This window comes from Alistipes sp. UBA6068 (assembly GCF_949428155.1).
In the GTDB taxonomy this organism is placed as follows: Bacteria; Bacteroidota; Bacteroidia; order Bacteroidales; family Rikenellaceae; genus Alistipes; species Alistipes muris.
In genome coordinates this window covers 138,806-161,239 of sequence record NZ_CASQFS010000005.1, presented here as the reverse complement: position 1 = coordinate 161,239, position 22,434 = coordinate 138,806, and the positions used below count along the sequence as shown (strand labels likewise).

The following is a 22,434-nucleotide window of genomic DNA, read 5'->3' as shown; positions in this document are numbered from 1 at the left end:
ATACGAAAAGTCGAGCGCAGAAGCAAGCACCGCTTGGTTATGCCGAGACGAAGTATTTTCGGCTCCCCATGTACGAATAAGCCGAATATCCGGGAAAAACAAGCTACGGAAAACCCGGCAACGGAAGAAGTTCGGAACGACCGGAAACAAAAAGCCGCCTTTTTCAAAGGCGGCTTATCAACGGGAGGTATCGCCCCGGCTATTTGCGGTCGTAACGCTCGCCGACGGTTTTCCAGTCGATGCGGTCCCACAACGCTGTGACGGCATCGGCGCGGCGGTTGCGGTAGTCGACATAATAGGCATGCTCCCACACGTCGATGCACAACAGCGGCTTGAGCCCCTCGCGCATGGGATTCCCGGCATTGGGCGAGCTGACGACGACCAATTCGCCCGACGGCTTGGCGGCGAGCCACACCCAACCCGAACCGAAAAGCCCGGCGGCGGCCGTGTTCATCCGGGTCTTCATCCGGTCGAACGACCCGAAACTACGGTCGATAGCCTCCAGCAACGCACCCTGCGGCTGGCTCTGCGGCTTGGGCGAAAGCTGGTCGAAATAGAATTCGTGGTTCCAAGCCTGCGCGGCATTGTTGTAAACGGCGCCGTCGGCCGTCATGATGATGTCTTCGAGCGGCTGCCCGGCGTAGGGCGTGTCGATGACCAGCTCGTTGAGCTTGTTGACATAACCGACATAATGCTTGTCGTGGTGATAATGGAGCGTCTCCTCGGAGAGCTGCGGAGCCAGCGCATCGTAGGCGTAGGGAAGTTCCCGCGGCGTGAAACGGGCGGCCGTGGCGGTATCGTTCTGCATAAAAGAGAATATTAAAAAGGGTAAAATCAACGGAATCATCCTATGAAGCGAAAGATTTGCTAAAACGTTTCAACAACGCACAGAGAGCCTTTCGGACCGCATTCAGTCGATCGGCTCGAAGACCTCCTTGGGCTCTCCGCAGACAGGGCAAATCCACCCGTCGGGCAGCTCCTCGAACGGGGTGCCGGGAGCGATGCCGTTATCGGGGTCGCCGAGCGCAGGGTCGTAAATGTATTCGCAGACGGTGCAACGGTATTTTTTCATGTCGATAAAAGATTGGTTCGCCCCGACCTCAACAAATAGGGTGCCCGAATCGTTTTTCCGGAAAATTTTTCGCCGATTCCGAAAACCGGCCCGCAACCGCAAACAAAAAAGGACCGGAAATTCCGGTCCTTTCAATATCAGCGCAAGGCAACCGCTACAACAGTGTTTCCAGAATCTGCACGGCGTTGAGCGCGGCCCCCTTGCGAATCTGGTCGCTGACGCACCAGAACGCGAGCCCGTTGTCGCACGCGAGGTCCTTGCGGATACGCCCCACGTACACAGGGTCCTGCCCGGCGACGAACAACGGCATGGGATAGACCTTATCGGCGGGCTCGTCCATGAGCACCACCCCGGGCGCGGCGGCGAAAGCGGCCCGTGCCTCCTCGGGCGAGAGGGGCCGTTCGGTTTCGACCCACACGCTTTCGGAATGGGCGCGCATGACGGGCACGCGCACGCAGGTAGCCGAAACCCGGATGTCGGAGTGCATGATTTTGCGCGTCTCGTGGAACATCTTCATCTCCTCCTTGGTGTAGTCGTTGTCGGTGAAGACGTCGATATGGGGAATGACGTTGTAGGCGAGCTGAAAAGCGAATTTCTCGACCGTCGGCGCCTGCCCGGCCCCCAACTCGGCATGCTGGGCTTCGAGCTCGGCCATGGCCGCGGCACCCGCCCCGCTGGCCGACTGGTAGGTAGACACATGCACGCGCCGGATATGCGACAGCCGCTCGATGGCCTGCAAAGCTACGACCATCTGGATAGTGGTGCAGTTGGGGTTGGCGATGATGTGCCGCGGTGCCTGCCGGGCATCGCCGGGATTGACCTCGGGCACGACCAGCGGCACGTCGGCGTCCATGCGGAAAGCACTCGAATTGTCGATCATGACCGCACCGTGCTTGGTGATGGTATCCGCGAACTCGCGCGAAGTCGACGCCCCGGCCGAAACGAGGGCGAAGTCGATGCCGCGGAAATCGTCGTTATGCTGCAACAATTTGACCGTAAGCTCCTTGCCGCGGAACATGTATTTGCGGCCCGCGCTGCGCTCCGACCCGAACAGCACCAGTTCGTCGACGGGCAGCGGACGCTCTTCGAGAATCCTCAGAAACTCCTGACCAACGGCGCCGCTGGCCCCTACGATTGCGATTTTCATCTTCTATAACGTTATTTATGATTACACCGGAAAGCGGGCCCGGACAGATTCTTCGCCCGGCTCAGCATAGCGGAACCGTCGACGCGAAAAATCCGCGGCGGGAACAGGCTCAATCGAAGAACAGCTCGTCCTCGGTAGGCTCCTGCTCCTGCGGGAAAAGAACCTCGCCCTCCGCTTCGAGCGCCTCCCGCAGCTTCTGCTCTTCCTCGGCCTCCTTGACCCAGCCGCAGTCGTAGCGCGGCATCGAAGCCGGACGCACGAACTTGTCGATGCGCGACACGCCTAACGTACCGTTGTCGTAGACCGACTTGAGGAACTCGCCCACGATAGGAAGCGCCACGACACTACCCTCGCCGCGCGAAACCAGGTGCACGGCCTGGTCCTCGCCGCCGACCCATGCCCCGGCCACAAGGCGCGGAGCGACGCCGACGAACCACGCGTCGCGGTTCTTGTTGGAAGTACCCGTCTTGCCGCCGATTTCGACGTCGTCGAACCCGAACTGCCATTTCAGACGCCCGGCCGTACCGCCCTTGACAACGCCCTGCAACATGGAGAGCATCGTGTAGGCCGTGCGCTCGCTCACTGCGTCCTGCGACGGCGGGATGAACGAAGCGATGACATTGCCCTGCCTGTCCTCGATACGCGTGACGAAAATAGCATCGGTATGGACCCCCTGGTTGGCAAAGGTCGAGAAAGCGCTCACCACCTCGAAGACGTTGGACTCGGAAGTACCGAGACACAACGCCGGAACGGGGTCGATATAACTGCGGATACCCATGTTATGGATGAAGTCGGCCACGGCGGCAGGCTCCTTGGCCTGCTTCATGATCCACGCCGAATAATTGTTGCGGCTGAGGGCCAGGCCCCACGACAAGGGGTGCAGCTCGCCCTCCTGCGGCACCTTGCCCGCTTCCTTGGGCGACCACGCCGTACCGTTGGCCGTCTCGATGGTCACGGGCAGGTTGGGCACGGGAGTGCAGGGCGAGAGCCCCAGATGGTCGATGGCGAAGGTATAGATGAAAGGCTTGATGGTCGAACCTATCTGCCGCTTGCCCTGCTTGGCCATGTCGTACTTGAAATAACGGAAGTTGGGGCCGCCGACATAAGCCTTGACGAAGCCCGTGCGCGGGTCGAGCGCGAGGAACGCGGCGCGCATGATACGCTTGTGGTGACGAATCGAATCGCGCGGGGTCATGAGCGTGTCGCGCTCGCCCTTGTAGGTGAAGACCTTCATCGAACAGGGCTTGTCGAAGGCCGCTTCGATGTCGCGCTCGCTGAATCCGGCGTGGCGCATCTCGCGGTAACGGTCCGAATAACGCACGGCCCGGGCCATGATTTGCTCGCGCTCGGCACGCGTGGTCTCGAAGAAGAGCTGCTTGGTCCGCCGGTACTGGTCGTCCATCTGCGGCTGGATGACCTCGGCCAACTGCTTCTGCACGGCCTGCTCGGCGTAGCGCTGCATGGTGGAGTTGATGGTGGTGTAGATTTTCAGCCCGTCGCGGTAGATGTTGTAGGGCGTGCCGTCGGCCTTGCGGTTCTTGTGGCACCAGCCGTAGAGCGGATTTTCGTCGTACTCCTTGATGGCCTGCTCGTAATCCCAGGCGTTGTAGAACTGGTTGCGGCGGGGCCGCTGGGCGGTCATGACCAACCGCAGCATTTCGCGGAAATAAGTGGCCGTACCCTCGTTGTGCGAAATGGGCTTGAAATTGAGCACGATGGGCAGGGCGGCAATCGAATCGTACTGCCGGCGGCCGAGCGCACCGGCGGCCTTCATGCGCGAAAGCACGAGGTTGCGGCGGGCGAGCGACCGCTGGGGATTGCGCACGGGCGAATAGAACGTCGGAGCGTTGACCACGCCGACGAGCACAGCGGCCTCCTGCACATTGAGCTCGTGGGGCTCCTTGTTGAAAAAGGTGTGGGCCGCCGACTTGATGCCGAACGCGTTGGAACCGTACTCGACGGTATTGAGGTACATGGCGGCAATCTCCTCCTTGGTGTAGTTGTATTCGAGCTTGAGGGCCGTAATCCACTCCTTGAACTTGGACGAAACGAGCTTGGCCGTGCGGACGATCTTGCCGCGGTTGCGCACCGTGTCGCGCGGAAAGAGGTTCTTGGCCAACTGCTGGGTGATGGTCGAACCGCCGCCCTGCGAGGTGTTGAGCATACCCACGGTCTTCACCGCCACGCGGGCCAGCGACGGGATGTCGATGCCCGAATGGCTGCGGAAACGGACGTCCTCGGTGGCGATGAGCGCCGCGACGATGGGCGGCACCTCGTGGCCGTCGAGACGGATGTTCTGCGCGGGGTCGAGCGGAAAGAGGTCGGCATACTGCACGTAGGAACGGTTCTGAACGAAAAACGAACCGATGATTTTACCGTCCTCCGAATAGATTTCGGTGGCGAGGTTGCTGCGCGGGTTCTCCAGCTCCTCGAACGACGGCATCCGCCCGAAGATACCGCAGGCGGTGAGAATCAGCAAGGTGAAAACCAAGGCGAACGGAGCGAACGCCACGACCCATATCCATCTTATAATCTTGGGGTCGACCCCCTTTTTCCTGCGCTGTGCCATAACAACAGAATTTGGTGCGAAGATAATCAAGAATTCACAATTCAGAATTCACAATTCGGAATTTTTCGTCTTCCGACCCAAAAATCGGCCGGACGTTGCAGACGTTCCGATTCTGCCCGAAACACGCCCGAACGGCATATCGAATCTCTCCTATAACGGCAATTCTGAATTTTGAATTGTGAATTCCTCCAAATTAAAAAGGCAGTCCCATGGCGGCGGTGAACCAAAGGCCGCCGCTGGAGGGACGGTAGAACGAGAGCTTGACGGTCGAAGTGGCCGACGCGGGCTGCCGGAAGACGTTGACGTCGAAGACGATGTCGCCGCCCACGGACCAGATGCGGCGCGGGACCATGCGACCATCCGAGGCATGCGGCCCCGGCAGATAGTCGCGGAACCGGGCGTAGTCGCCGCCGATATTGAGCCGGATGCGCTTGAAATAGAGCACCGCCCCGATACCGCCCTCGGGATACCACACGGGCAGCTGGTAATCAAGCGATGCAGCCAAGTAATTATTCGACAGAATATCGCCCGACGAGAATCCGCGGGGGATAAGCCGCGTCGAAAGATAGCTCAGCGGCGCGTAGCCCGAGGGGAACTTGTAACCGCCTATCGAAGTCTGATAGTTGACCGCGACCTTAACCGAATGGTGGCGCGCGAAACCGGGCAGATAAACCTGGGCATAAGTGGAAACCAGATTGCTGAAATGACGGTCCGAGGGATTGAAACTATAATTCGCACTCACCGTATATCCCCAGCGGGGTGCAAAATCGCGGTGCGCTCGTTGTACTTGGTCCGAGAATGCCGCTCCGAACGATAATTTATGCAGTCCCTCATAAAATCCGATATACTCTAAATTAGTAATATTATGGTTCTTCCACTCGATACGGTCAAGTTTGGCAACCATACCGTTGGAATAGTTCCAATGAGCCGAAACTGTGAATTGCCGAGTATGATAGCCGCACTGGAAATAGAATGGCAGAGAAGCAGATAGCCCCACAGAATAGTACTTGTCGGGAGAAAAGCGTTCCGGAAGTTTGAGAAATCCGGTGTTCGTATCCACCTCCAACAAGGATTTCGGCTGTCCTGTCATCTTAAACGGCGAATAGAGGACCTGATTGCCGCCGTAGGCCGCATCGAGCGCGAAACGCACCCCCAGGCCTGAATAGCGCGCCCCGAGCCGGAAGACCGATCCCTCGCGGCGGTTCCAGCCGTAGGAAGCGAACGCCTCGGTGTTCGAGAGCAGGTTCTGCGACATGAGCGTGACGCCTATGTTCGCGTCGATGACATGCTCCTCGACCGCCGAGAAGGGGTCGAACGCCACGGGCATCCAGCTATGGACGTTGACCAGATTGGGCGCCTTGCGGTAACGTTTGGTGCGGAATTCGCCCGCCTGCCGGAGCGAATCGGCCGCCGTGAAACGCACCGTATCGAGGTTCACCACGGGCCAGCGCTCGCGCGGCGGATTGACCAGGTCGACGGGCAGCCGCGCCGGAACGACAGGAATCAAAGCGCTGTCAGCAAGAGCCTGCACGGCCGGCCGGTAACCGAGCCTGTCGTAAGTCGTGACCAAGACCTTGTTTTCCGCCGGGGCCGGGTCGAACGAACCGTATTGCGAAGCCGTCACGCGATACTCGCGCCGCGCCAGCAGGTCGTAGCAATGGACTTCGTCCTTGCCCGAAGCGATGGAACCGTAGTAGAGCTTTCCGCCGCCAGCCCGCAGGTTGGAGAGGGTGATGTAGGCCCCCTCGGTAATCGGGTGCACCCCCTCGCTGTCGATGCGCCCGAGCCACATGCCGCTGTCGTCCGTGACGATGACATACCACGCCACCGTCGTATCGTCCCAGGCAAGGCCGTGGATTTCGGCCCGGTCGGGAGCGGCGAAACGCTGCCGCGTGCCGTCGGCCTGCCGCACGACGACCGCATAGCTGCCGTCGTAGTTGTATTCCACCCAGCCCAGCCCGTCGCCTGCCGAAGCGGGATAGAGTGCCCGCCGCTCGCCCGCAACGCTCCGGGGCCGCCCCTCGGCGAGGTCCATGTAGCAGAGCTGCGAATTGACGCGCTGCTCGAAGAGCTTCGAGCGCCGGTACTCGGTCCACCACACGCGGCCGCCGTCGAGCGCCGGACGGGTCGAAACGCTGCCGACGCGGGCAATCGTCCGCTCCCGGCCCGTCGAGGGGTCGAGCTCGACCAAACGCGCCGGGCGGTCGAAATCCTCCTTGAGCGCCAGCACCCGCCCGCCGGGAAGCGCCTGCGGCCAACGATAGGTCGTGTAATTCTTTTCGGGCAGCTCGCACAGCGGCGCGGCGGTGTCCTCCACCTTGGGAAGCGCGGCCCAAAAGTCGTGCAGCTCGTTGAACGTGCCGCGGAAAAGGTCCGAAACGCTTGTGCGGTAATACTTTTTCAAGGCCACGCTGGTGGTGAAGAAGACATAGGGGTTGCGCGCGCTGTACCACGCGACCTTGTCCCAGATGTTCTCGCCGAAACGGGCGTAGGAATAGGAACAAATCTGATAGCCCAGCTCGTACTGGTCGGGCACATGGCTGCGGTAGGAACCGCAGAACCAGCGGTCGAGGTTGCGACGGTCGCGGCCGATGTTGTCCATCGCCCGGTAGGCGAGCGAAAACGAAGGCTGCAATCCGCGGCCGAACGACGACATGGCGGTCTCGGACATGACGGCGTCGCCCTCCATGGCCCAGATGGGCATGCACAGCAAACCGATGGTCGACCCCTGCTGCCCGAGCACATAACTCAGCGCGCGGATGAAGCCGCGATTGAGGTTGTTGTACTGCACGGCATGGCGGTACTCGTGGGCCACGAGCTGCTTGCACCACGGCATCGAATAACCCTCGATGGCGGGCGCCGTGAGGAACTCGACGCGCTTGGGCAGGAACATGACCAACCCGTTCGAGCGGAAATTCTCGGGGTGCATGACGAACGGGATGCGCATGGGCCCGTGGCGGAACCCGTAGCCGATGTCGGGCCGGACGGTGCGGATGTAGAAAAGCGTGCGGGCCGCGAGGTCGGAAACCGTGTCGGGGTAGATGATCCGCACGTCGGGCGTGCGGACGGTCGACCACCGGAGGTTGGCCGGGTCGGAACCCCACGTATAATATTGGGCCCGGACGCTCTGCAACCCAGCCAGCAGGGCGAGCGCGAAGAGAAAATGAAGCCGCCTTTTCAAAATCAGCTGCCGGCTTTCTTGCAGCGGTAACCGCTGCGGGTGAGCAGTTCGACCACGCGGTCGCGATGGTCGCCCTGGATGATGATTTCGCCCTCCTTGGCCGCGCCGCCTACGCCGCATTTGGTTTTGAGCATCCGCGCCAGCTCCTGCAAATCGGCGTCGCGGCCGACGAATCCCCGCACGAGCGTAACGACCTTGCCGCCCCGCTGCTTGCGGTCGAGCCACACGCGCAGATCCTGCGCCTGCGGGGCAAGCGTCGCGGGCTCCTCGTCGCGGACGGTCTGGTATTTGAAGCCGGGGTCGGTCGAATAGACCATCCCGAGCCGTGCTTTCCAATCGTTGTCGGCCATCTCGATTCAAGTGAAAGGTGAAAGGCGAAAGACGGACCTTGCGCTTTTTCCTCTTGTTTTGTCTCCGAAAAGTAACAATCAAACGCCGAAAAGGCGCCGATATTTTGCGCAAAAATACGAAAATATTTAACTTTACGGAAAATAGCTGCTCCCGCACTCTGCCGCCGATGACCAAACTGCGCAAAAAGAACTTCGCCCGCCGGGCGCCCGACCCTGCGACGCTGCCGCAGCCACTGCCTGCCGACCCCTCGCAGCGGCTGGTGCGCGTATTCGTCGAGGGCTACGAGGACGTGGCTTTCTGGCGCGGCATCTTCGACCACTTCCGCAACCCCTACCTGCGGTTCGAGATTTCGGTGCCCAACCGCGAGGACCTGCCCAAAGGCAAGAAAGTCCTGCTCAACATGATCCCCGAAGCGGGCGACGACGTGCTGCTGTGCGTCGACTCGGACTTCGACTACCTGTTCGCCGACCGCACCGACCAGTCGCGGGCGGTCAACGCGGCGCGCTGCATGTTCCACACCTACGCCTACGCCACCGAAAACTACCTGTGCTACGCCCCCTCGCTACACAACGTATGCGTCAAGGCGACCAAGAACGACACGCGGATTTTCGACTTCGTGGCCTTCATGCGCGACTACTCGGTGACGATTTACCCGCTGTTCGTGTGGTACGCCTACTCGGCGCAGTCGGCCACGGAACACATCTTCACGCTGGCCGACTTCAAGTCGTCGGTGAGGCTGGGCTATCTGGACATCGCCGACAACGGCGCGCGGACGCTCGAATGGCTGGCCCGCAACGTGGAGAAACGCGAAAAACTGCTGCGGCAGCGCAACCCGAAGATGCTGGAACCGATGCAGCTTTTCGAGCAGCAGCTCTGCGCCCGGGGGCTGACGCCCGAGACGACCTACCTGTTCATGCACGGCCACACGCTGATGGACAACGTAGTGATGGTGCTGCTGAACTCCGTGTGCGAGAAGCTGCGGCAACTCTCCATCGCCAAAATTAACTCCTCGAAGAAGCAGGGGGTGGCCCTGCGCAACGAACTCTCGAACTACACCAACTCGCTGCGCTCGATACGCGACGTGCTCTTGGACAACGAGAACTACACGCGCTGCCCGCTCTACAAACGGCTCCAGCGCGACATCCAACGCTACATAGCCCGCACCATCGTGGCCATGAAACGCAGCGGCGAAATCCACGACGACAGTTTCTGGGCCATCCTCTCGAAAATGAAAAACTTAGAATAGAAACGGCGGCCGCTCTTATTTCGCTTCGGCTTTCCGCACGACTCGCACCGTCGACTGGGTAGCCTGCCGGATGAAGACCTGCGGCCCGCAGGCGTAACGCTGCCACAGCCCGTCGGTATATCCGCGCACGGTCAGCAACTCCATCCGGCCGATTTTCAGCACGTCGAAACCCTCCTTGCGCAAGGCGTCGACCGCCTGGTCGATATGCCACGAATCGTCGACGCAAAGGCTCAGGTTGACGGCCGAATTGTGGACGAGATTGGCCTTGATGCGGTAACGCTCCAAGAGCGAGAAGATCGCCGCGAACTTCTCCTCCAGCACGAACGAGAAGTCGCGCGAACGGATGGTCAGCAGCACCTGGTCCTTTTTCAGTATCAGAATCGGCACCTCGACGGGCGCCGAGACGCCGCGGATGACCGTGCCGGGCTTGCGCTTGTCGCCGAACGGCCGGACGTAAAGCGGGATGTTCTTGTTTTGCAGGGGCTTGATGGTCCGCGGGTGGATAATCTGCGCCCCGCTGTAAGCCAGCTCGATGGTATCCAGGTAGTTGAGTTCGGCAATCTGCACGGCGTCGGGGAAAATCTTGGGGTCGGCGTTCAGCACGCCGTCCACGTCTTTCCACACGGCCATCGACTCGGCGTCGAGGATATGGGCCGCCACGGCCGCCGAGTAGTCGGAGCCCTCGCGCCCGAGGGTCGTCGTCGTGCCGTCGGGCGCACCGCCTATGAAGCCCTGCCCCACGAATATCCGTTCCGAACGCCCCTCGACCTCGGCCCGCAGGCGCGGTGCCGAAGCGGCCAGATCGACCTCGGCGTCCTTGTGGCGCTGCTCGGTGACCAGCGCCCGGCGCATGTCGACCCACCGGTTCGGAACCCCGGCATAGGCGAGGTATTCCGAAATGATGGTCGTCGAAATCAGCTCGCCGAACGCCACGATGCGGTCGTACCACAACTCGGCGTCCTCGGGGTTGTAGTCGCTGCGGGACGTCACCTCCTCCAGCTCGGCGAAGAACGCTTCGACGCGCTCCAGCCGCACGGGACCGTGCCACAGCTCCTCGATGATGGTCGCATGGCAGTCGCGCAGCGCAGCGATTTCGGCCGCCACGGCCTGCCGGTCGGCCTGCTGCACCCCGGCGAAAACCCGCTCCAACGCATTGGTCGTCTTGCCCATGGCCGAGACGATGACGAACAGGTCGCGCTCGTCGCCTATGATTTTCAGCAGGTTGCGCACCCCGTCGGCATTGCGGACCGACGCTCCTCCGAACTTGTAGACCTTCATCGGGCGCTTATTTTTTGACCGGGCGATAGGGCACGCCGATATTCTGGAACAAGAAAGCATACATGTCCGTAGCCTCGTCGATGCGCTTCGAGGTGGGTTTGCCCGCGCCGTGGCCCGCGTTGGATTCGATACGAATCAGCACAGGAGCTTCGCCCGCCTGGCAATGTTGGAGCTCGGCGGCGAACTTGAACGAGTGGGCCGGCACGACCCGGTCGTCGTGGTCGGCCGTCATGACCAGCGTAGCGGGATAGGCCACGCCCTCCTTTATATTATGGAGAGGGGAATATTTGTAAATGTACGAAAACTGCTCCTCGTTGTCCGACGTGCCGTATTCGACGGCCCAGCCCCAGCCGATGGTGAACTTGTGGTAGCGGAGCATGTCCATCACCCCCACGGCAGGCAGGCAGACGGCGAAAAGGTCGGGGCGCTGCACCTCGCAGGCGCCGACCAGCAGACCGCCGTTCGAGCCGCCGTTGATGGCCAGCCGGTCGGACGAAGTGTACTTGGCGGCAATCAGATACTCGGCCGCGGCGATGAAGTCGTCGAAAACGTTCTGCTTGTTTTCGAGCATGCCCGCCTTGTGCCAGGCCTCGCCGTACTCCGAACCGCCGCGCAGGTTGGCGACGCAGTAGATGCCGCCCTGCTCGACGAACATCAGCGCCGAGGGGTTGAAGCCGGGCGTGAGGTTGATCTGGAAACCGCCGTAGGCATAGAGTAGACACGGGTTCGTGCCGTCGAGCTCCATGTCGCGGCGATGGGTGATGAACATCGGCACGCGCGTCCCGTCCTTGGAGGGGTAGAAAACCTGCTCGGTGACGAACAATTCGGGGTCGAAACGCACCTCGGGCGCCTTGAAAAGCGCCGATTCGCCCGAAGCGATGTCGTAGCGGTAAATCGTGGCGGGCGAGGTGTAGTTCGACAGCGAGTAGTAGAACTGCGCATCCTCCTTTTCGCCGCCGAAACCGCCGAGGGTGCCGATGGCGGGCAGGGCGACTTCGCGGACGGGCTTGCCGTCGAACCCGTACTGAACGACCTTATGCTGTGCATCCTGCAAGTAGATGGCGAACAGGCAGTCGCCGCCCGTCGAAACGCTCTCCAGCAACTGCTCCTTTTCGGGGATGACCACCTCCGGCTTGCCGGGACGGTTCAGATCGAGCTTCAGCAGACGCCGATTCGACGCTCCGTCGTTGGAAGTATAGAAAAACTCGTCGTTGCGGCACTCCACGAACTCATAGTCGGCATCGAAGCCGGGCAGCAGCGTGCGGAACTTCTTCTCGCCGATTTTCCTGTAGAGGATTTCGGTGCCCGAGGTACCCTCCGACGCGACCACGAAGAGCCACTTGCCGTCGTCGCTGGGCCAAGCCGAGAAGTAGCGGAGCGGATGGGCCGCGTCGCGGTACACCAGCACGTCGGCCGACTGCGGGGTGCCGAGGAGGTGATAGTAGACCTTCTGAAACTGGTTCTGCGACGAATAGACCCCCTTTTCGGGAGCGTCGTAGGCGCTGTAATAGAAACCTTTGGAATCGGGCGACCACGTGGCGCCCGAGAACTTCACCCACTCGATGCAGTCGTCGGTCAGCTTGCCCGAAGCCACGTCGAGCACCCGGATCTGGACCCAGTCGGAACCCGAAGCGGCCACGGCGTAGGCGCAATATTTGCCGTCCTCGGAGAACGAGACGTCCGAAAGCGCCACCGTACCGTCGTCGGACAAGGCATTGGGGTCGAGGAAGACCTGGGCCTCGCCGTCGGGCGCGGCGGCCCGATAGAGCACCGACTGATTCTGCAACCCGTTGTTATGGAACCAGTACCACGCATCGCCATGCTTGGCGGGGATGCCCTGCTTGGGATAGTTCCACAGCTCGGTGAGCCGCTCGCGGATGGCCCCGCGAAACGGAATCTGCGCCAGATAATCGTCCGTCACGGCGTTCTCGGCAGCGACCCAGGCGGCCGTGGCCTCGGAATTGTCGTCTTCGAGCCAACGGTAGGGGTCGGCCACGACGGTGCCGAAATAATCGTCGACCACCTCGCCGCGCGCGGTGTCGGGATAGGGCTGATGCTTGATCTGTTTCATCTGCGAACAACTTGCTGCAATCATCGCCGCGCCGCCCGCAAGGAGCACGGCCATACGTACCGATTTGAACATGGTGGGGGATATTAACGTAGTTTTATCAAGGCAAAGTTAGAAAAATTTGCCTAACTTTGTCTCTCTGCGAACGAAAACAACGAAACCGTTATGTACGAAGAACTCAAAACGATAATCGAACGCACGTGGGAAGACCGCACGCTGCTCGGCAGCACGGAATCGCAGGAAGCGATACGCCGTGCTGTGGAACTGGTGGACAAAGGCCTGCTGCGCTGCGCCGAACCCGTCGATGCGGAAAAAAGCGAGTGGCGGGTGAACGAATGGGTCAAGAAAGCCGTCATCCTCTACTTCCCGATTCAGCCCATGCGCAAGATGGGAGCGGGCGAACTGGAGTGGTTCGACAAGATGGAACTCAAACACGGCTACGAAGAATTAGGCGTGCGGGTCGTGCCCCACGCCGTGGCGCGCTACGGCGCCTACATCGCCCCGGGGGCGATTCTGATGCCGTCGTATGTGAACATCGGAGCCTACGTCGACACGGGGACGATGGTCGACACGTGGGCGACGGTAGGTTCGTGCGCCCAAATCGGCAAGCACGTGCATCTGTCGGGCGGCGTGGGCATCGGCGGCGTGCTGGAACCTGTGCAGGCGGCGCCTGTCATCATCGAGGACAACTGCTTCATCGGTTCGCGCTCGATTGTGGTGGAAGGCGCCCGCATCGGCCGCGAAGCGGTCTTGGGCTCCAACACGGTCATCACGGGCTCGACGCACATCATCGACGTGACGGGCCCCGAACCCGTGACCTACAAGGGCTATGTACCGCCCCGCTCGGTGGTGGTTCCCGGCAGCTACCGCAAGCAGTTCCCGGCAGGCGAATACAGCGTCAGCTGCGCCCTTATCATCGGACAGCGCAAGGAATCGACCGACAAGAAAACCTCGCTCAACGACGCACTGCGCGACTTCGGAGTATCGGTATAAAAATAAATAATGAATAGTGAATAATTGCCCGGCAGCAAAAACCGATTATTCATTATTCATTGATTCCAACGCCAGCAGCTTTTCCTTAACCTCCAACCCGGCGGCATAACCGACCAAGGCGCCGGAAGCCCCGACGACGCGGTGGCACGGCACGACGATGGCAATCGGATTGCGGTTGTTGGCCATGCCGACGGCACGGCACGCCTTGGGACGCCCGATGCGCCCGGCAATCCACCCATAGGAACAAGTCGCGCCATAAGGGATTTCCCGCAGGGCGGCCCACACCTGCTGCTGAAAAGGCGTTCCGGCGGGCGCCAGCGGCAAGGTGAATTCGCGCCGCTCGCCTGCGAAGTATTCGCGCAGCTCCTCCACCGCCTGCCGAAGCACGGGCGGCAAATCTCCGGCCTGCCCGACAGCGGGCCCCGCCGCCCCGAAACGCACGGCCGTCACCGCCCGCTCCGTCGCCGTGACGGTCACGGGCCCCACGGGCGTATCCAACCAGACCGAACGCTCCATCCTACAAGTGTTCGAGCGTGTAGTCGATCATCTTCTGCCGCACGTTGGCCGTATCGTCGGGCATCATCGAGTGGTTCTGGTCAGGATAGACCATCATGTCGTAGCGCTTGCCCGCGCGGTTGAGCGCCCGTGCCATTTCGGCCGTATGCTGGAAATGCACATTGTCGTCGGCCGTGCCATGGATAAGCAGCAGCCGCGTGCGCTTGTCGTCGAGCAGCCGCGCCAGCCGCAGGGGCGAATGGTCGTCGTAGCCCGCCGCGTTGTATTGCGGCAGGTTGTTGTAGATTTCGGTGTAAATCGTATCGTAGTAGCGCCACGAAGTCACGGGCGCCACGGCAATGGCCATCTTGAACAGCCCGTGGCCCTTGAGCGCGCAGTTCAGCGCCATGAACCCGCCGTAGGACCAGCCGTAAATGCCTATCCGCCCGGCATCGACCCACGGCTGAGCCGCCATGTGGCGGGCCAGCGAAAGCTGGTCTTCGGTCTCCATCGCGCCCAAGCGTCCGTAGGTCTGTTTCTTGAACCGCTCGCCGCGGAACCCCGTGCCGCGCCCGTCGGCCGAAACGACGATATAGCCCTTGTCGGCCAGCGCATCCTCCCAGTCGAGCGACCAGCGGTCGGCGACGGTCTGCGACCCGGGACCCGAATACTGCGTCAGCAGCACCGGATAACGCCGCGAGGGGTCGAAACCGCGCGGCCGGACGATGTAGGCGTTGAGCGTGTCGCCGCGCTCGGTGACGAAGGTGAAGAATTCCTTCGCCGGGCGCTGCGTGGCGGCCAGTTCGGCCCGCAAGGCGTCGTTGGTCTCCAGCGTGCGCACGACCGTTCCGTCGCCCTTGCAGATTTCGACCCGGTTGGGGGTCGCGGCCGACGAATAGGTCGAAATATAATATTTCATCCCCGAGCTCGGAGCGATGGTATAATACCCGTCGTCCGGGGTCAGGCGGCGCTTGTCCTTGCCGTTGAGCGCCACGCTGTAAAGGTTGCGGCGCAGGGGCGAAGTCTCGGTCGAGAGGAACCACACCCGTTTGGGCGTTGCGGCGACCACCTCGGTCACCTCCCACGGCCCTTTGGTCACCTGGGCGAGGAACCCGCCGCGGATGCCGTAGAGGTAGAGGTGCATGAATCCCGTGTGGCTCTCCTGGCGCACCAGAAAACGCTCCTTGTCGATGAACGTGACCGTCCGGTCGTCGACCCGCTCGACATACTGCTGGGCCCGCTCCTCGTAGATGGTCCGCTGGGCGCCGTTGGGTTCGCACAGCTGCACCTCGAACGTATTCTGCCGCCGGTTGATGCGGTGGTACCACAGCCGCCCGTCGGGCGTGAAGCCGATGCGGGGAAGGTACTGGTCGCTGTCGGGCCCGGTGTCGATGCGCTCGCGCTCCCCGGTGGCCAGGTCGACGACGAAAAGCTGCACCTTGGAATTGGGGTCCCCGGCCTTGGGATACTTGAACGAAAAGGCCTCGTTGTGCAGCTTGCCGTCGAAACGCATCATCTGCATCGTGGGCACCTCGCGCTCGTCGAAACGCAGGTAGGCCACCCGGCGCCCGTCGGGCGAAAAGGCGTAGGCCCGTGTCAGCCCGAACTCCTCCTCGTAGACCCAGTCCGTGGTGCCGTTGATGACGGCGTTCCACTCGCCGTCGGAGGTCAGCCGCCGCGTCTTGCGGGAAGCCATGTCGTAGAGATAGAGGTCGTTGCGGTCGGAGTAGAGAATCGCCGAGCCGTCGGGCGAGAACGACGCATCGCGCGGCGCCTGGGCGTCGGGCAGGACAGGCTCCAGCGTCTGCCCGTCGGAAAGATAGTATTTCGTGGTGTACGAATGGCGGTAGATGGGCGTGCGGCCCGAAGCGACGAGCAGGCAGCGCTCGTCGGGCGAAAAGGCATAATCGGCAATCCCCGTCGAGAGAGACCGGGGCAGCAGTTTCTCGCCGTCGCCCGCCTCGGCATAGCCGTAGCGGACCACGTTGTTCTCCTCGATGACCGTATAGTGTTCGCCGTCGTTCATCGACCGGATGCCGCCGACGCGACGGTTCATGGCCCGCAGGCGGGCGATTTCGTCGTACTCGCCGCCGGCCTGCGCCGCACCCAGCGCAAAGAGCCCCAGCAGCAGGAAGATAGCTTTCAACTCACACGTCTTTAGTATCGAATTCGTAGCCCAGGCGTTTGCCCGTCACGAATTTCGAGTTGTCCATCTTGGTGTTGAACTGGTCGACGGTCACCCGCGCCAGCGTCTCGTAGGGGGTGGTCAGCAGGTCGAAGCCGAGCGCGAAGTCAATAGCCTCCTCGAGCACCGTCACCAGGGCGTCGCGGTCGATTTCCGCCCGCCCGAAGTCGGCGGCCCGCAGCGAAGTCTGCCCCTTGCCCTCCACGAAATAACGGCGTTCGCGGTTGATGAAGAGCCGCCCGATCAGATAGCCCTCGTCGGCGTTGCGGTTGAACTTGAACGAATCCGACAGAAAGTTGTAGATGTTGACCACGCCGCAATAGGCGTTCTCGGCGTCGGCCTGCACATAGGGCGTCTGCCGCACGGGGTGCTGCGCGTCGAAGTCGAAAACGTCGGTGTGCATCTGGAAAATCAGCACGTCGTTGGCCACCTGCAGCTGCACCTCGAACTTGCCGCGGTCGCGGTATTCGATGCGCACACGGCGGTCCAGACGGCCGTCGAGCTGGTCGTCGAGCTCCGAAGCCATCTCCAGCAAAGTCTCCTTCAAGAGGTTGAAGACCGCGAACGTGTGGTCGAAGACCTTTTGCTTGAGGGTCGACTTGCGGACCAGCGTGTCGAGAATCCGCACTCTGAGCGGGGTTGTATCCATAAAATCGTCGGTTTGCCGTTCCGGGCCCCTGCGGCAGAACCGCAGCCGCAGCGGAACTATTTGATTCGTATTTCCTGTCCCTCACCCAGGCGGAAGCCTTTCTTCAGCCCGTTGAGTTTTTCGAGCGAACGCGTGCGGATGCCGTAGGACTGCGCCACGGCCCACGTGGTTTCGCCCTCGTGGCAGATGTGGTGCCGGGCATTGCCCCGCCATGCCGTCTGCTTGCGCTCGATGAAGACCACTTCGCCCCATGCGGGCTGCGAGCGGCGGCCCTTCACGTCGTTGAACTTGCGCAGGTTGCCCGCCGACAGGCGGAATTTGCGGCCGATGTTCTCGAACGTGTCGTTCTCCTTGGCAAGAACGTAATGCACGCCGTTGGTAGTATATACGTTATAGCCTTCGTGGGCGTTGATGGTCACACGGTAGTTGTCCGGGTCGATCAGGTAACCGCCCACCGCCAGCCGTTCGGCATCGCTGTACGACGTCTTGGCGATCTCCTCCAGCGACTTGCCGCTCTTGTGGGCCGCATAGACCCGCTCGCCCTGCGGCTGGTCGAGCAGGTAGAGCTTCATGCTCTCGATGAGCCGCACGAGCCGCTGCGCATAGTCGGGAGCCGTGGCGTAACCCGCAGCCTTGAGCCCGCGCGCCCAGCTCTTGTAGTCGGTCGACGGATAGGCGAAAAGCGAATCGTAGCGGGGCTGCGTGTCGAGGAACACCGCGTGGTCGTGGTACGAAGCTTCGACCGATTCGTAGGCCCGGAAACATTCGTCCGGGGCGTCGTCGTCGTGGAAGACGCGCGGACCCGTCCAGCCGCGCTTGCACTTGATGCCGAAATGGTTGTTCGATTCGACCGACAGCCGGCTGTTGCCGCTGTCCGATTCGAGGATGCCCTGCGCCATGGTGATGCTGGCCGGGATGCCGTAGCGCTCCATGTGGGCCACGGCGATAGACTTGTAGCGCTCGACGTACTCTTCGCGCGTGAGGCGGCTCTGGGCCGCGGCCGGAGCCGATGCGAAAAGCACGATTCCGCCCAAGAGTATTGCGGTTCTGGAAAAAATCATTATCTTTGTTTTGGGTTTGCCTGACAAAGGTATGACTTTTCGCCGAAACTGCAATAACGGAACCGCAACAATAAACCTTGCTGAAGCTATGTTCACCCCAAACGCCCTCGCGATTTTCAGCCGCGCCATCGACGACTACCACCGCTTCGACGACGTGGACCGTCCCGTCGAGAATCCCTACGAAGCAGGCTCGCTCGACCACCTGCTCTACCTCAAGAACTGGATCGACACGGTTCAGTGGCACCTCGAAGACATCATCCGCAACCCCGAAATCGACCCGGCCGAAGCGCTTCTGATCAAGCGCCGCATCGACCGCTCGAACCAGGAGCGCACCGACATGGTGGAGTATATCGACTCCTACCTGCTGGACAAGTACAAGGACATCGTTCCGGCACCCGACGCACGGCTCAACACCGAGACCCCGGCCTGGGCCGTCGACCGGCTGTCGATTCTGGCGCTCAAAATCTACCACATGGAGCAGGAGACGCGCCGCACCGACGTGGCCGACGCCCACCGCGACGCCTGCCGCCGCAAGCTCGACGTGCTGCTGGCCCAGCGTACCGACCTCTCGCAGGCCATCGAGGAGCTGCTGGCCGACATCGAGGCGGGCCGCAAGTACATGAAGACCTACAAACAGATGAAGATGTACAACGACCCGGCGCTCAACCCGGTACTCTATGGCAAAAAATAACCCGCATCCGCCGCGGCATCTGCTGGTGATCCGCACTTCGGCGATGGGCGACGTGGCCATGCTGCCGCACGCCCTGCGCGCCCTGCGTGCGGCCTACCCCGAGCTGCGGATCACGGTTGCCACGCCGCGCCTGTTCCGTCCTTTCTTCGACGGGCTGGGCGTCGATTTCCTGGAAGTCGACACCAAGGGGCGGCATCATTCGCTGGTCGGCATGTGGAAAGCCGCCCACGAGGCGTGCAAGCTGGGCATCGACGGGCTCGCCGACGTCCACGGCGTCATGCGTTCCGAAGCGTTCCGCCATATCATGTGGCTCCACGGCGTTCCGGTGGCCCATATCGACAAGGAGCATTCCCAGAAGCGGCAGTTCATTCGGCAGGGAGGAGCCAAGGCTGCGCCCCTGCGCCACACCGTGTTGCGTTATTGCGACGTCTTCCGACAGCTGGGGTTCGAGTTCGACGACCCGGCGCCCGCCGTGCCGCACGAGCGGCCCAACCCCATGGGCGACAAGCACGGCCGCTGGCTCGGCTTCGCCCCGTTCTCGGCCCAGCAGGGCAAGACCTACCCCGACGACTTGGCCCGCGAAACGGTCCGGCTGCTCGCCGCCCGGTGCGAACGGCTCTTCATTCATAGCGGCGGAGGGTCGGAAGCGGAGTTCGCCCACGAAATGGAGCGCGCCTACCCCAACGTGACGGCGCTCTACGGCAAAATCGGGCTGAGCGACGAAATGAACCTCATCGCCCACTTGGACTGCGTGGTGTCGATGGATTCGCTGGTCATGCACCTTGCATCGCTGGTCGCCACGCCCGTCGTGTCGGTGTGGGGCGCCACCCATCCCGGCCTGGGATTCCTCGGCTGGGGCTGCGACCCGCGCCACGTACTCCAAGCCGACATGCCCTGCCGCCCCTGCTCGGTCTACGGCGCCAAACCCTGCCGGTTCGGCGACTACCGATGCCTGCGCTCCGTCACGCCGCAGATGATTGCCGACAAGGTCGACGAAACGATTCAAAATTCAGAATTGAGAATTCAGAATTCATAATTATCCGTTTTCTCAGAAAAGACCCGGCATTTTCGCAAAAACCGGACATTGCACTCGAAAGCAATGCCCGGTCTTCTTTTTTTGCAAGAGAACTTTCAACCGCGAATTTTCCCTCGGATATATTCGTCTATCGCCTTGGCGGCCGTGCGGCCTGCACCCATGGCAAGGATGACCGTGGCAGCTCCCGTCACGGCATCGCCGCCCGCAAAGACCCCTGCGCGCGTCGTCGCACCCCCGGCATCGGCCGTGATGCAGCCGCGGCGGTCGGTCTCCAGCCCCGCCGTCGTCGCGGCCAGCAGCGGATTGGGCGAGGTGCCCAGCGCCATAATCGCCACGTCGCACTCGATGTCGAATTCCGAACCCGGTTTCACCACGGGCGAACGGCGGCCGCTCGCATCGGGTTCGCCGAGCTCCATCTCCACGCAGCGCATGCCGCGCACCCAGCCGTCGTCGGTGCCCAGCACCTCCACCGGATTGGTCAGCATCCGGAAACGGATGCCCTCCTCCTTGGCGTGGTGGACCTCCTCGGCACGCGCCGGAAGTTCGTTTTCGCTCCGACGGTAGACAATCGTCGCTTCGGCGCCCAGACGGCGGGCCGTCCGCACGGCATCCATCGCCACGTTGCCGCCGCCGACCACCACGACCCGCTTGCCTACATAAATCGGCGTGTCGTACTCCTCGTCGTAAGCACGCATCAGGTTGGCGCGCGTCAGAAATTCGTTGGCCGAGACCACGCCGTTCAGGTTCTCGCCCGGAATGCCCATGAAGCGCGGCAGTCCGGCACCCGAACCGATGAACACGGCATCGTAGCCCTCCTCGTCGAGCAGGGAATCGACCGTGACGGTCCGGCCCACGATGACGTCGGTTTCGATTTCCACGCCCAGCCGGCGCACCTCGTCGATTTCGCGGGCCACAATCTTCTCCTTGGGCAGGCGGAACTCCGGAATGCCGTAAACCAGCACCCCGCCCACCTTGTGCAGCGCCTCGAAAATCTTCACCCCGTAGCCCATCTTGGCCAGGTCGCTCGCGCACGCCAGCCCGGCCGGACCGCTGCCTACCACGGCCACCCGACGGCCGTTGCGGGGCGGCAGCTCCGCGGCGGCAGGTTCCTGCGCCAGCTTCCAGTCGCCGACGAACCGTTCCAGCTTGCCGATGGCCACCGGCTCGCCCTTGATGCCCAAGATGCAGGCACCCTCGCATTGGGTCTCCTGCGGGCAGACCCGGCCGCAGATCGAGGGCAGCGAGCTGTCGCGGGCTATGACGGCCGACACCCGGGCCATATCGCCCTGCCGCAGGGCGTCGATGAATTCGGGAATCCGCACCCCCACGGGGCAGGCCGCCACACAGCGGGGGTTCTTGCAGTTCAGGCAGCGCGACGCTTCGAGGGTCGCTTCTTCCGGATTGTAGCCGTAGCAGACCTCCTCGAAGTTGGTCGCACGGCGTGCCGGGTCTTGTTCGCGCACAGCTACGCGCGGTATCTTCGTTGACATGGCGTTGTAAGGGTTAATAGCGGACTATTTATCCAATCCGATTTTACATTGGTGTCCCGCTTCGCGTTCGGCCGCAATCGCTGCCGCGCGCTGTTCCTGCGTGCGGTACATTCCCTGGCGGCGCATCGCTTCGTCGAAATCGACTTCGTGGGCGTCGAACTCGGGTCCGTCGACACAGGTGAAACGGGTCCGCCCGCCCACGCTCACGCGGCAGGCTCCGCACATCCCCGTGCCGTCGACCATCAGGGCGTTGAGCGACACGGTGGTTTTCAATGCGTATTTCTTGGTCGTCAGCGCCACGAACTTCATCATGATCATCGGACCGATGGCCACGCATTCGTCGTAACGGCCGCCGTCGGCAATCAGTTTCTCAAGCAGCTGCGTCACAAGCCCCTTGAACCCTTCGGAACCGTCGTCCGTAGCGATGTGCAGGTTCTTGGCCACGGCGCGCATTTCGTCGGCATAAATCAGCATCTCCTTGTTCTTGGCCCCGATGATGACGTCGGCGTCGACACCGTGTTCGTGCAGCCACTTCACCTGCGGATAGACCGGCGCCGTGCCGACCCCGCCGCCGATGAAGACATAGCGCCGCGAACGCAGCTCCTCGGGCGACAGCCGCACGAATTCCGACGGATGGCCGAGCGGCCCCGCGAAATCGGCCAGCGCGTCGCCGGTCTCCAGCGCGCAGATTTTGCGCGTCGAAACGCCGATGGTCTGGGTGACGATGGTCACCGTGCCGGCTTCCTTGTCGAAATCGGCGATGGTGAGCGGAATCCGCTCGCCGCGTTCGTCGGCGCGGACGATGACGAACTGCCCCGGCAGCGCCGAAGACGCCACACGCGGCGCGAGGATTTTCATGAGCCAGATGCCTTGGGCAAGGCACCGCTTTTCGAGAATGGGATACATCTGTCTGTGTTTGGGT

At 62.0% G+C, this 22,434-nt stretch carries 18 protein-coding genes; 4 read left to right on the top strand and 14 right to left on the bottom strand.

All coding sequences use genetic code 11. From position 1 onward, the window contains the following. Nucleotides 1-199: 199 nt before the first annotated feature. The 6 genes from QVG21_RS04520 to QVG21_RS04495 all read right to left on the bottom strand — a co-directional run bounded on the left by QVG21_RS04520 (nt 200) and on the right by QVG21_RS04495 (nt 8,319). Nucleotides 200-808 carry a superoxide dismutase gene (locus tag QVG21_RS04520; RefSeq protein ID WP_251213835.1) on the bottom strand — a complete coding sequence of 203 codons (609 nt, stop codon included), beginning with the start codon at nt 806-808 and terminating at the stop codon, nt 200-202. A gap of 102 nt (nt 809-910) precedes the next feature. Then, complete coding sequence (gene rd / locus QVG21_RS04515; protein ID WP_251213836.1) at nt 911-1,072, bottom strand: rubredoxin; 162 nt, start codon at nt 1,070-1,072, stop codon at nt 911-913. A gap of 154 nt (nt 1,073-1,226) precedes the next feature. After that, nucleotides 1,227-2,219, bottom strand: a complete 993-nt coding sequence (locus tag QVG21_RS04510; RefSeq protein WP_287922621.1) for an aspartate-semialdehyde dehydrogenase — start codon at nt 2,217-2,219, stop codon at nt 1,227-1,229. Nucleotides 2,220-2,328: 109 nt separating this feature from the next. Further along, entirely contained in the window at nt 2,329-4,788 is a 2,460-nt protein-coding gene (locus QVG21_RS04505) for a transglycosylase domain-containing protein (protein WP_287922619.1), read from the bottom strand. A gap of 193 nt (nt 4,789-4,981) precedes the next feature. Further along, nucleotides 4,982-7,969, bottom strand: a complete 2,988-nt coding sequence (locus QVG21_RS04500) for a hypothetical protein (RefSeq protein WP_287922617.1) — start codon at nt 7,967-7,969, stop codon at nt 4,982-4,984. Between the two features lie 2 nt (nt 7,970-7,971). Next, nucleotides 7,972-8,319, bottom strand: a complete 348-nt coding sequence (locus QVG21_RS04495; protein WP_251213840.1) for a translation initiation factor — start codon at nt 8,317-8,319, stop codon at nt 7,972-7,974. A gap of 167 nt (nt 8,320-8,486) precedes the next feature. On the opposite strand from QVG21_RS04495, the gene QVG21_RS04490 reads away from it, so the two are divergent. Further along, nucleotides 8,487-9,566 carry a DUF4435 domain-containing protein gene (locus QVG21_RS04490; RefSeq protein WP_287922615.1) on the top strand — a complete coding sequence of 360 codons (1,080 nt, stop codon included), beginning with the start codon at nt 8,487-8,489 and terminating at the stop codon, nt 9,564-9,566. Between the two features lie 15 nt (nt 9,567-9,581). On the opposite strand, the gene QVG21_RS04485 is transcribed toward QVG21_RS04490, so the two are convergent. After that, nucleotides 9,582-10,844 carry an aspartate kinase gene (locus tag QVG21_RS04485; protein ID WP_287922613.1) on the bottom strand — a complete coding sequence of 421 codons (1,263 nt, stop codon included), beginning with the start codon at nt 10,842-10,844 and terminating at the stop codon, nt 9,582-9,584. Between the two features lie 7 nt (nt 10,845-10,851). Further along, complete coding sequence (locus tag QVG21_RS04480; RefSeq protein WP_287922612.1) at nt 10,852-12,987, bottom strand: prolyl oligopeptidase family serine peptidase; 2,136 nt, start codon at nt 12,985-12,987, stop codon at nt 10,852-10,854. A 90-nt stretch (nt 12,988-13,077) separates the two neighbouring features. On the opposite strand from QVG21_RS04480, the gene QVG21_RS04475 reads away from it, so the two are divergent. Further along, on the top strand, nt 13,078-13,905 hold the full coding sequence (locus tag QVG21_RS04475) for a 2,3,4,5-tetrahydropyridine-2,6-dicarboxylate N-succinyltransferase (protein WP_287922610.1): 828 nt from the start codon (nt 13,078-13,080) through the stop codon (nt 13,903-13,905). Between the two features lie 45 nt (nt 13,906-13,950). On the opposite strand, the gene QVG21_RS04470 is transcribed toward QVG21_RS04475, so the two are convergent. The 4 genes from QVG21_RS04470 to QVG21_RS04455 all read right to left on the bottom strand — a co-directional run bounded on the left by QVG21_RS04470 (nt 13,951) and on the right by QVG21_RS04455 (nt 18,295). Continuing rightward, complete coding sequence (locus tag QVG21_RS04470; protein ID WP_287922608.1) at nt 13,951-14,421, bottom strand: methylated-DNA--[protein]-cysteine S-methyltransferase; 471 nt, start codon at nt 14,419-14,421, stop codon at nt 13,951-13,953. 1 nt (nt 14,422) lies between these two features. Then, nucleotides 14,423-16,456: a S9 family peptidase gene (locus QVG21_RS04465; RefSeq protein WP_502871758.1), complete on the bottom strand. Its 2,034-nt coding sequence runs from the start codon at nt 16,454-16,456 to the stop codon at nt 14,423-14,425. Between the two features lie 91 nt (nt 16,457-16,547). Then, the gene (locus tag QVG21_RS04460; protein ID WP_287922604.1) at nt 16,548-17,234 is read right to left on the bottom strand and encodes a hypothetical protein; all 687 of its coding nucleotides are present in this window, start codon (nt 17,232-17,234) and stop codon (nt 16,548-16,550) included. Nucleotides 17,235-17,290: 56 nt separating this feature from the next. Next, nucleotides 17,291-18,295 (bottom strand): glucosaminidase domain-containing protein, encoded by a 1,005-nt coding sequence (locus tag QVG21_RS04455; protein WP_287922602.1) that lies wholly within the window; start codon nt 18,293-18,295, stop codon nt 17,291-17,293. Between the two features lie 88 nt (nt 18,296-18,383). On the opposite strand from QVG21_RS04455, the gene QVG21_RS04450 reads away from it, so the two are divergent. Further along, nucleotides 18,384-18,986: a DUF4254 domain-containing protein gene (locus QVG21_RS04450; RefSeq protein ID WP_251213849.1), complete on the top strand. Its 603-nt coding sequence runs from the start codon at nt 18,384-18,386 to the stop codon at nt 18,984-18,986. After that, entirely contained in the window at nt 18,973-20,022 is a 1,050-nt protein-coding gene (locus QVG21_RS04445; RefSeq protein WP_287922599.1) for a glycosyltransferase family 9 protein, read from the top strand. Before QVG21_RS04450 ends, QVG21_RS04445 begins: the two co-directional genes overlap by 14 nt. A 95-nt stretch (nt 20,023-20,117) precedes the next feature. On the opposite strand, the gene gltA is transcribed toward QVG21_RS04445, so the two are convergent. Together gltA and QVG21_RS04435 are read right to left on the bottom strand one after the other, a co-directional pair. Then, the gene (gene gltA / locus QVG21_RS04440; protein ID WP_287922597.1) at nt 20,118-21,512 is read right to left on the bottom strand and encodes an NADPH-dependent glutamate synthase; all 1,395 of its coding nucleotides are present in this window, start codon (nt 21,510-21,512) and stop codon (nt 20,118-20,120) included. A 24-nt stretch (nt 21,513-21,536) separates the two neighbouring features. Further along, nucleotides 21,537-22,418, bottom strand: coding sequence for a sulfide/dihydroorotate dehydrogenase-like FAD/NAD-binding protein (locus tag QVG21_RS04435; protein ID WP_287922596.1), 882 nt, complete (start codon nt 22,416-22,418; stop codon nt 21,537-21,539). Between the last annotated feature and the right edge of the window lie 16 nt (nt 22,419-22,434).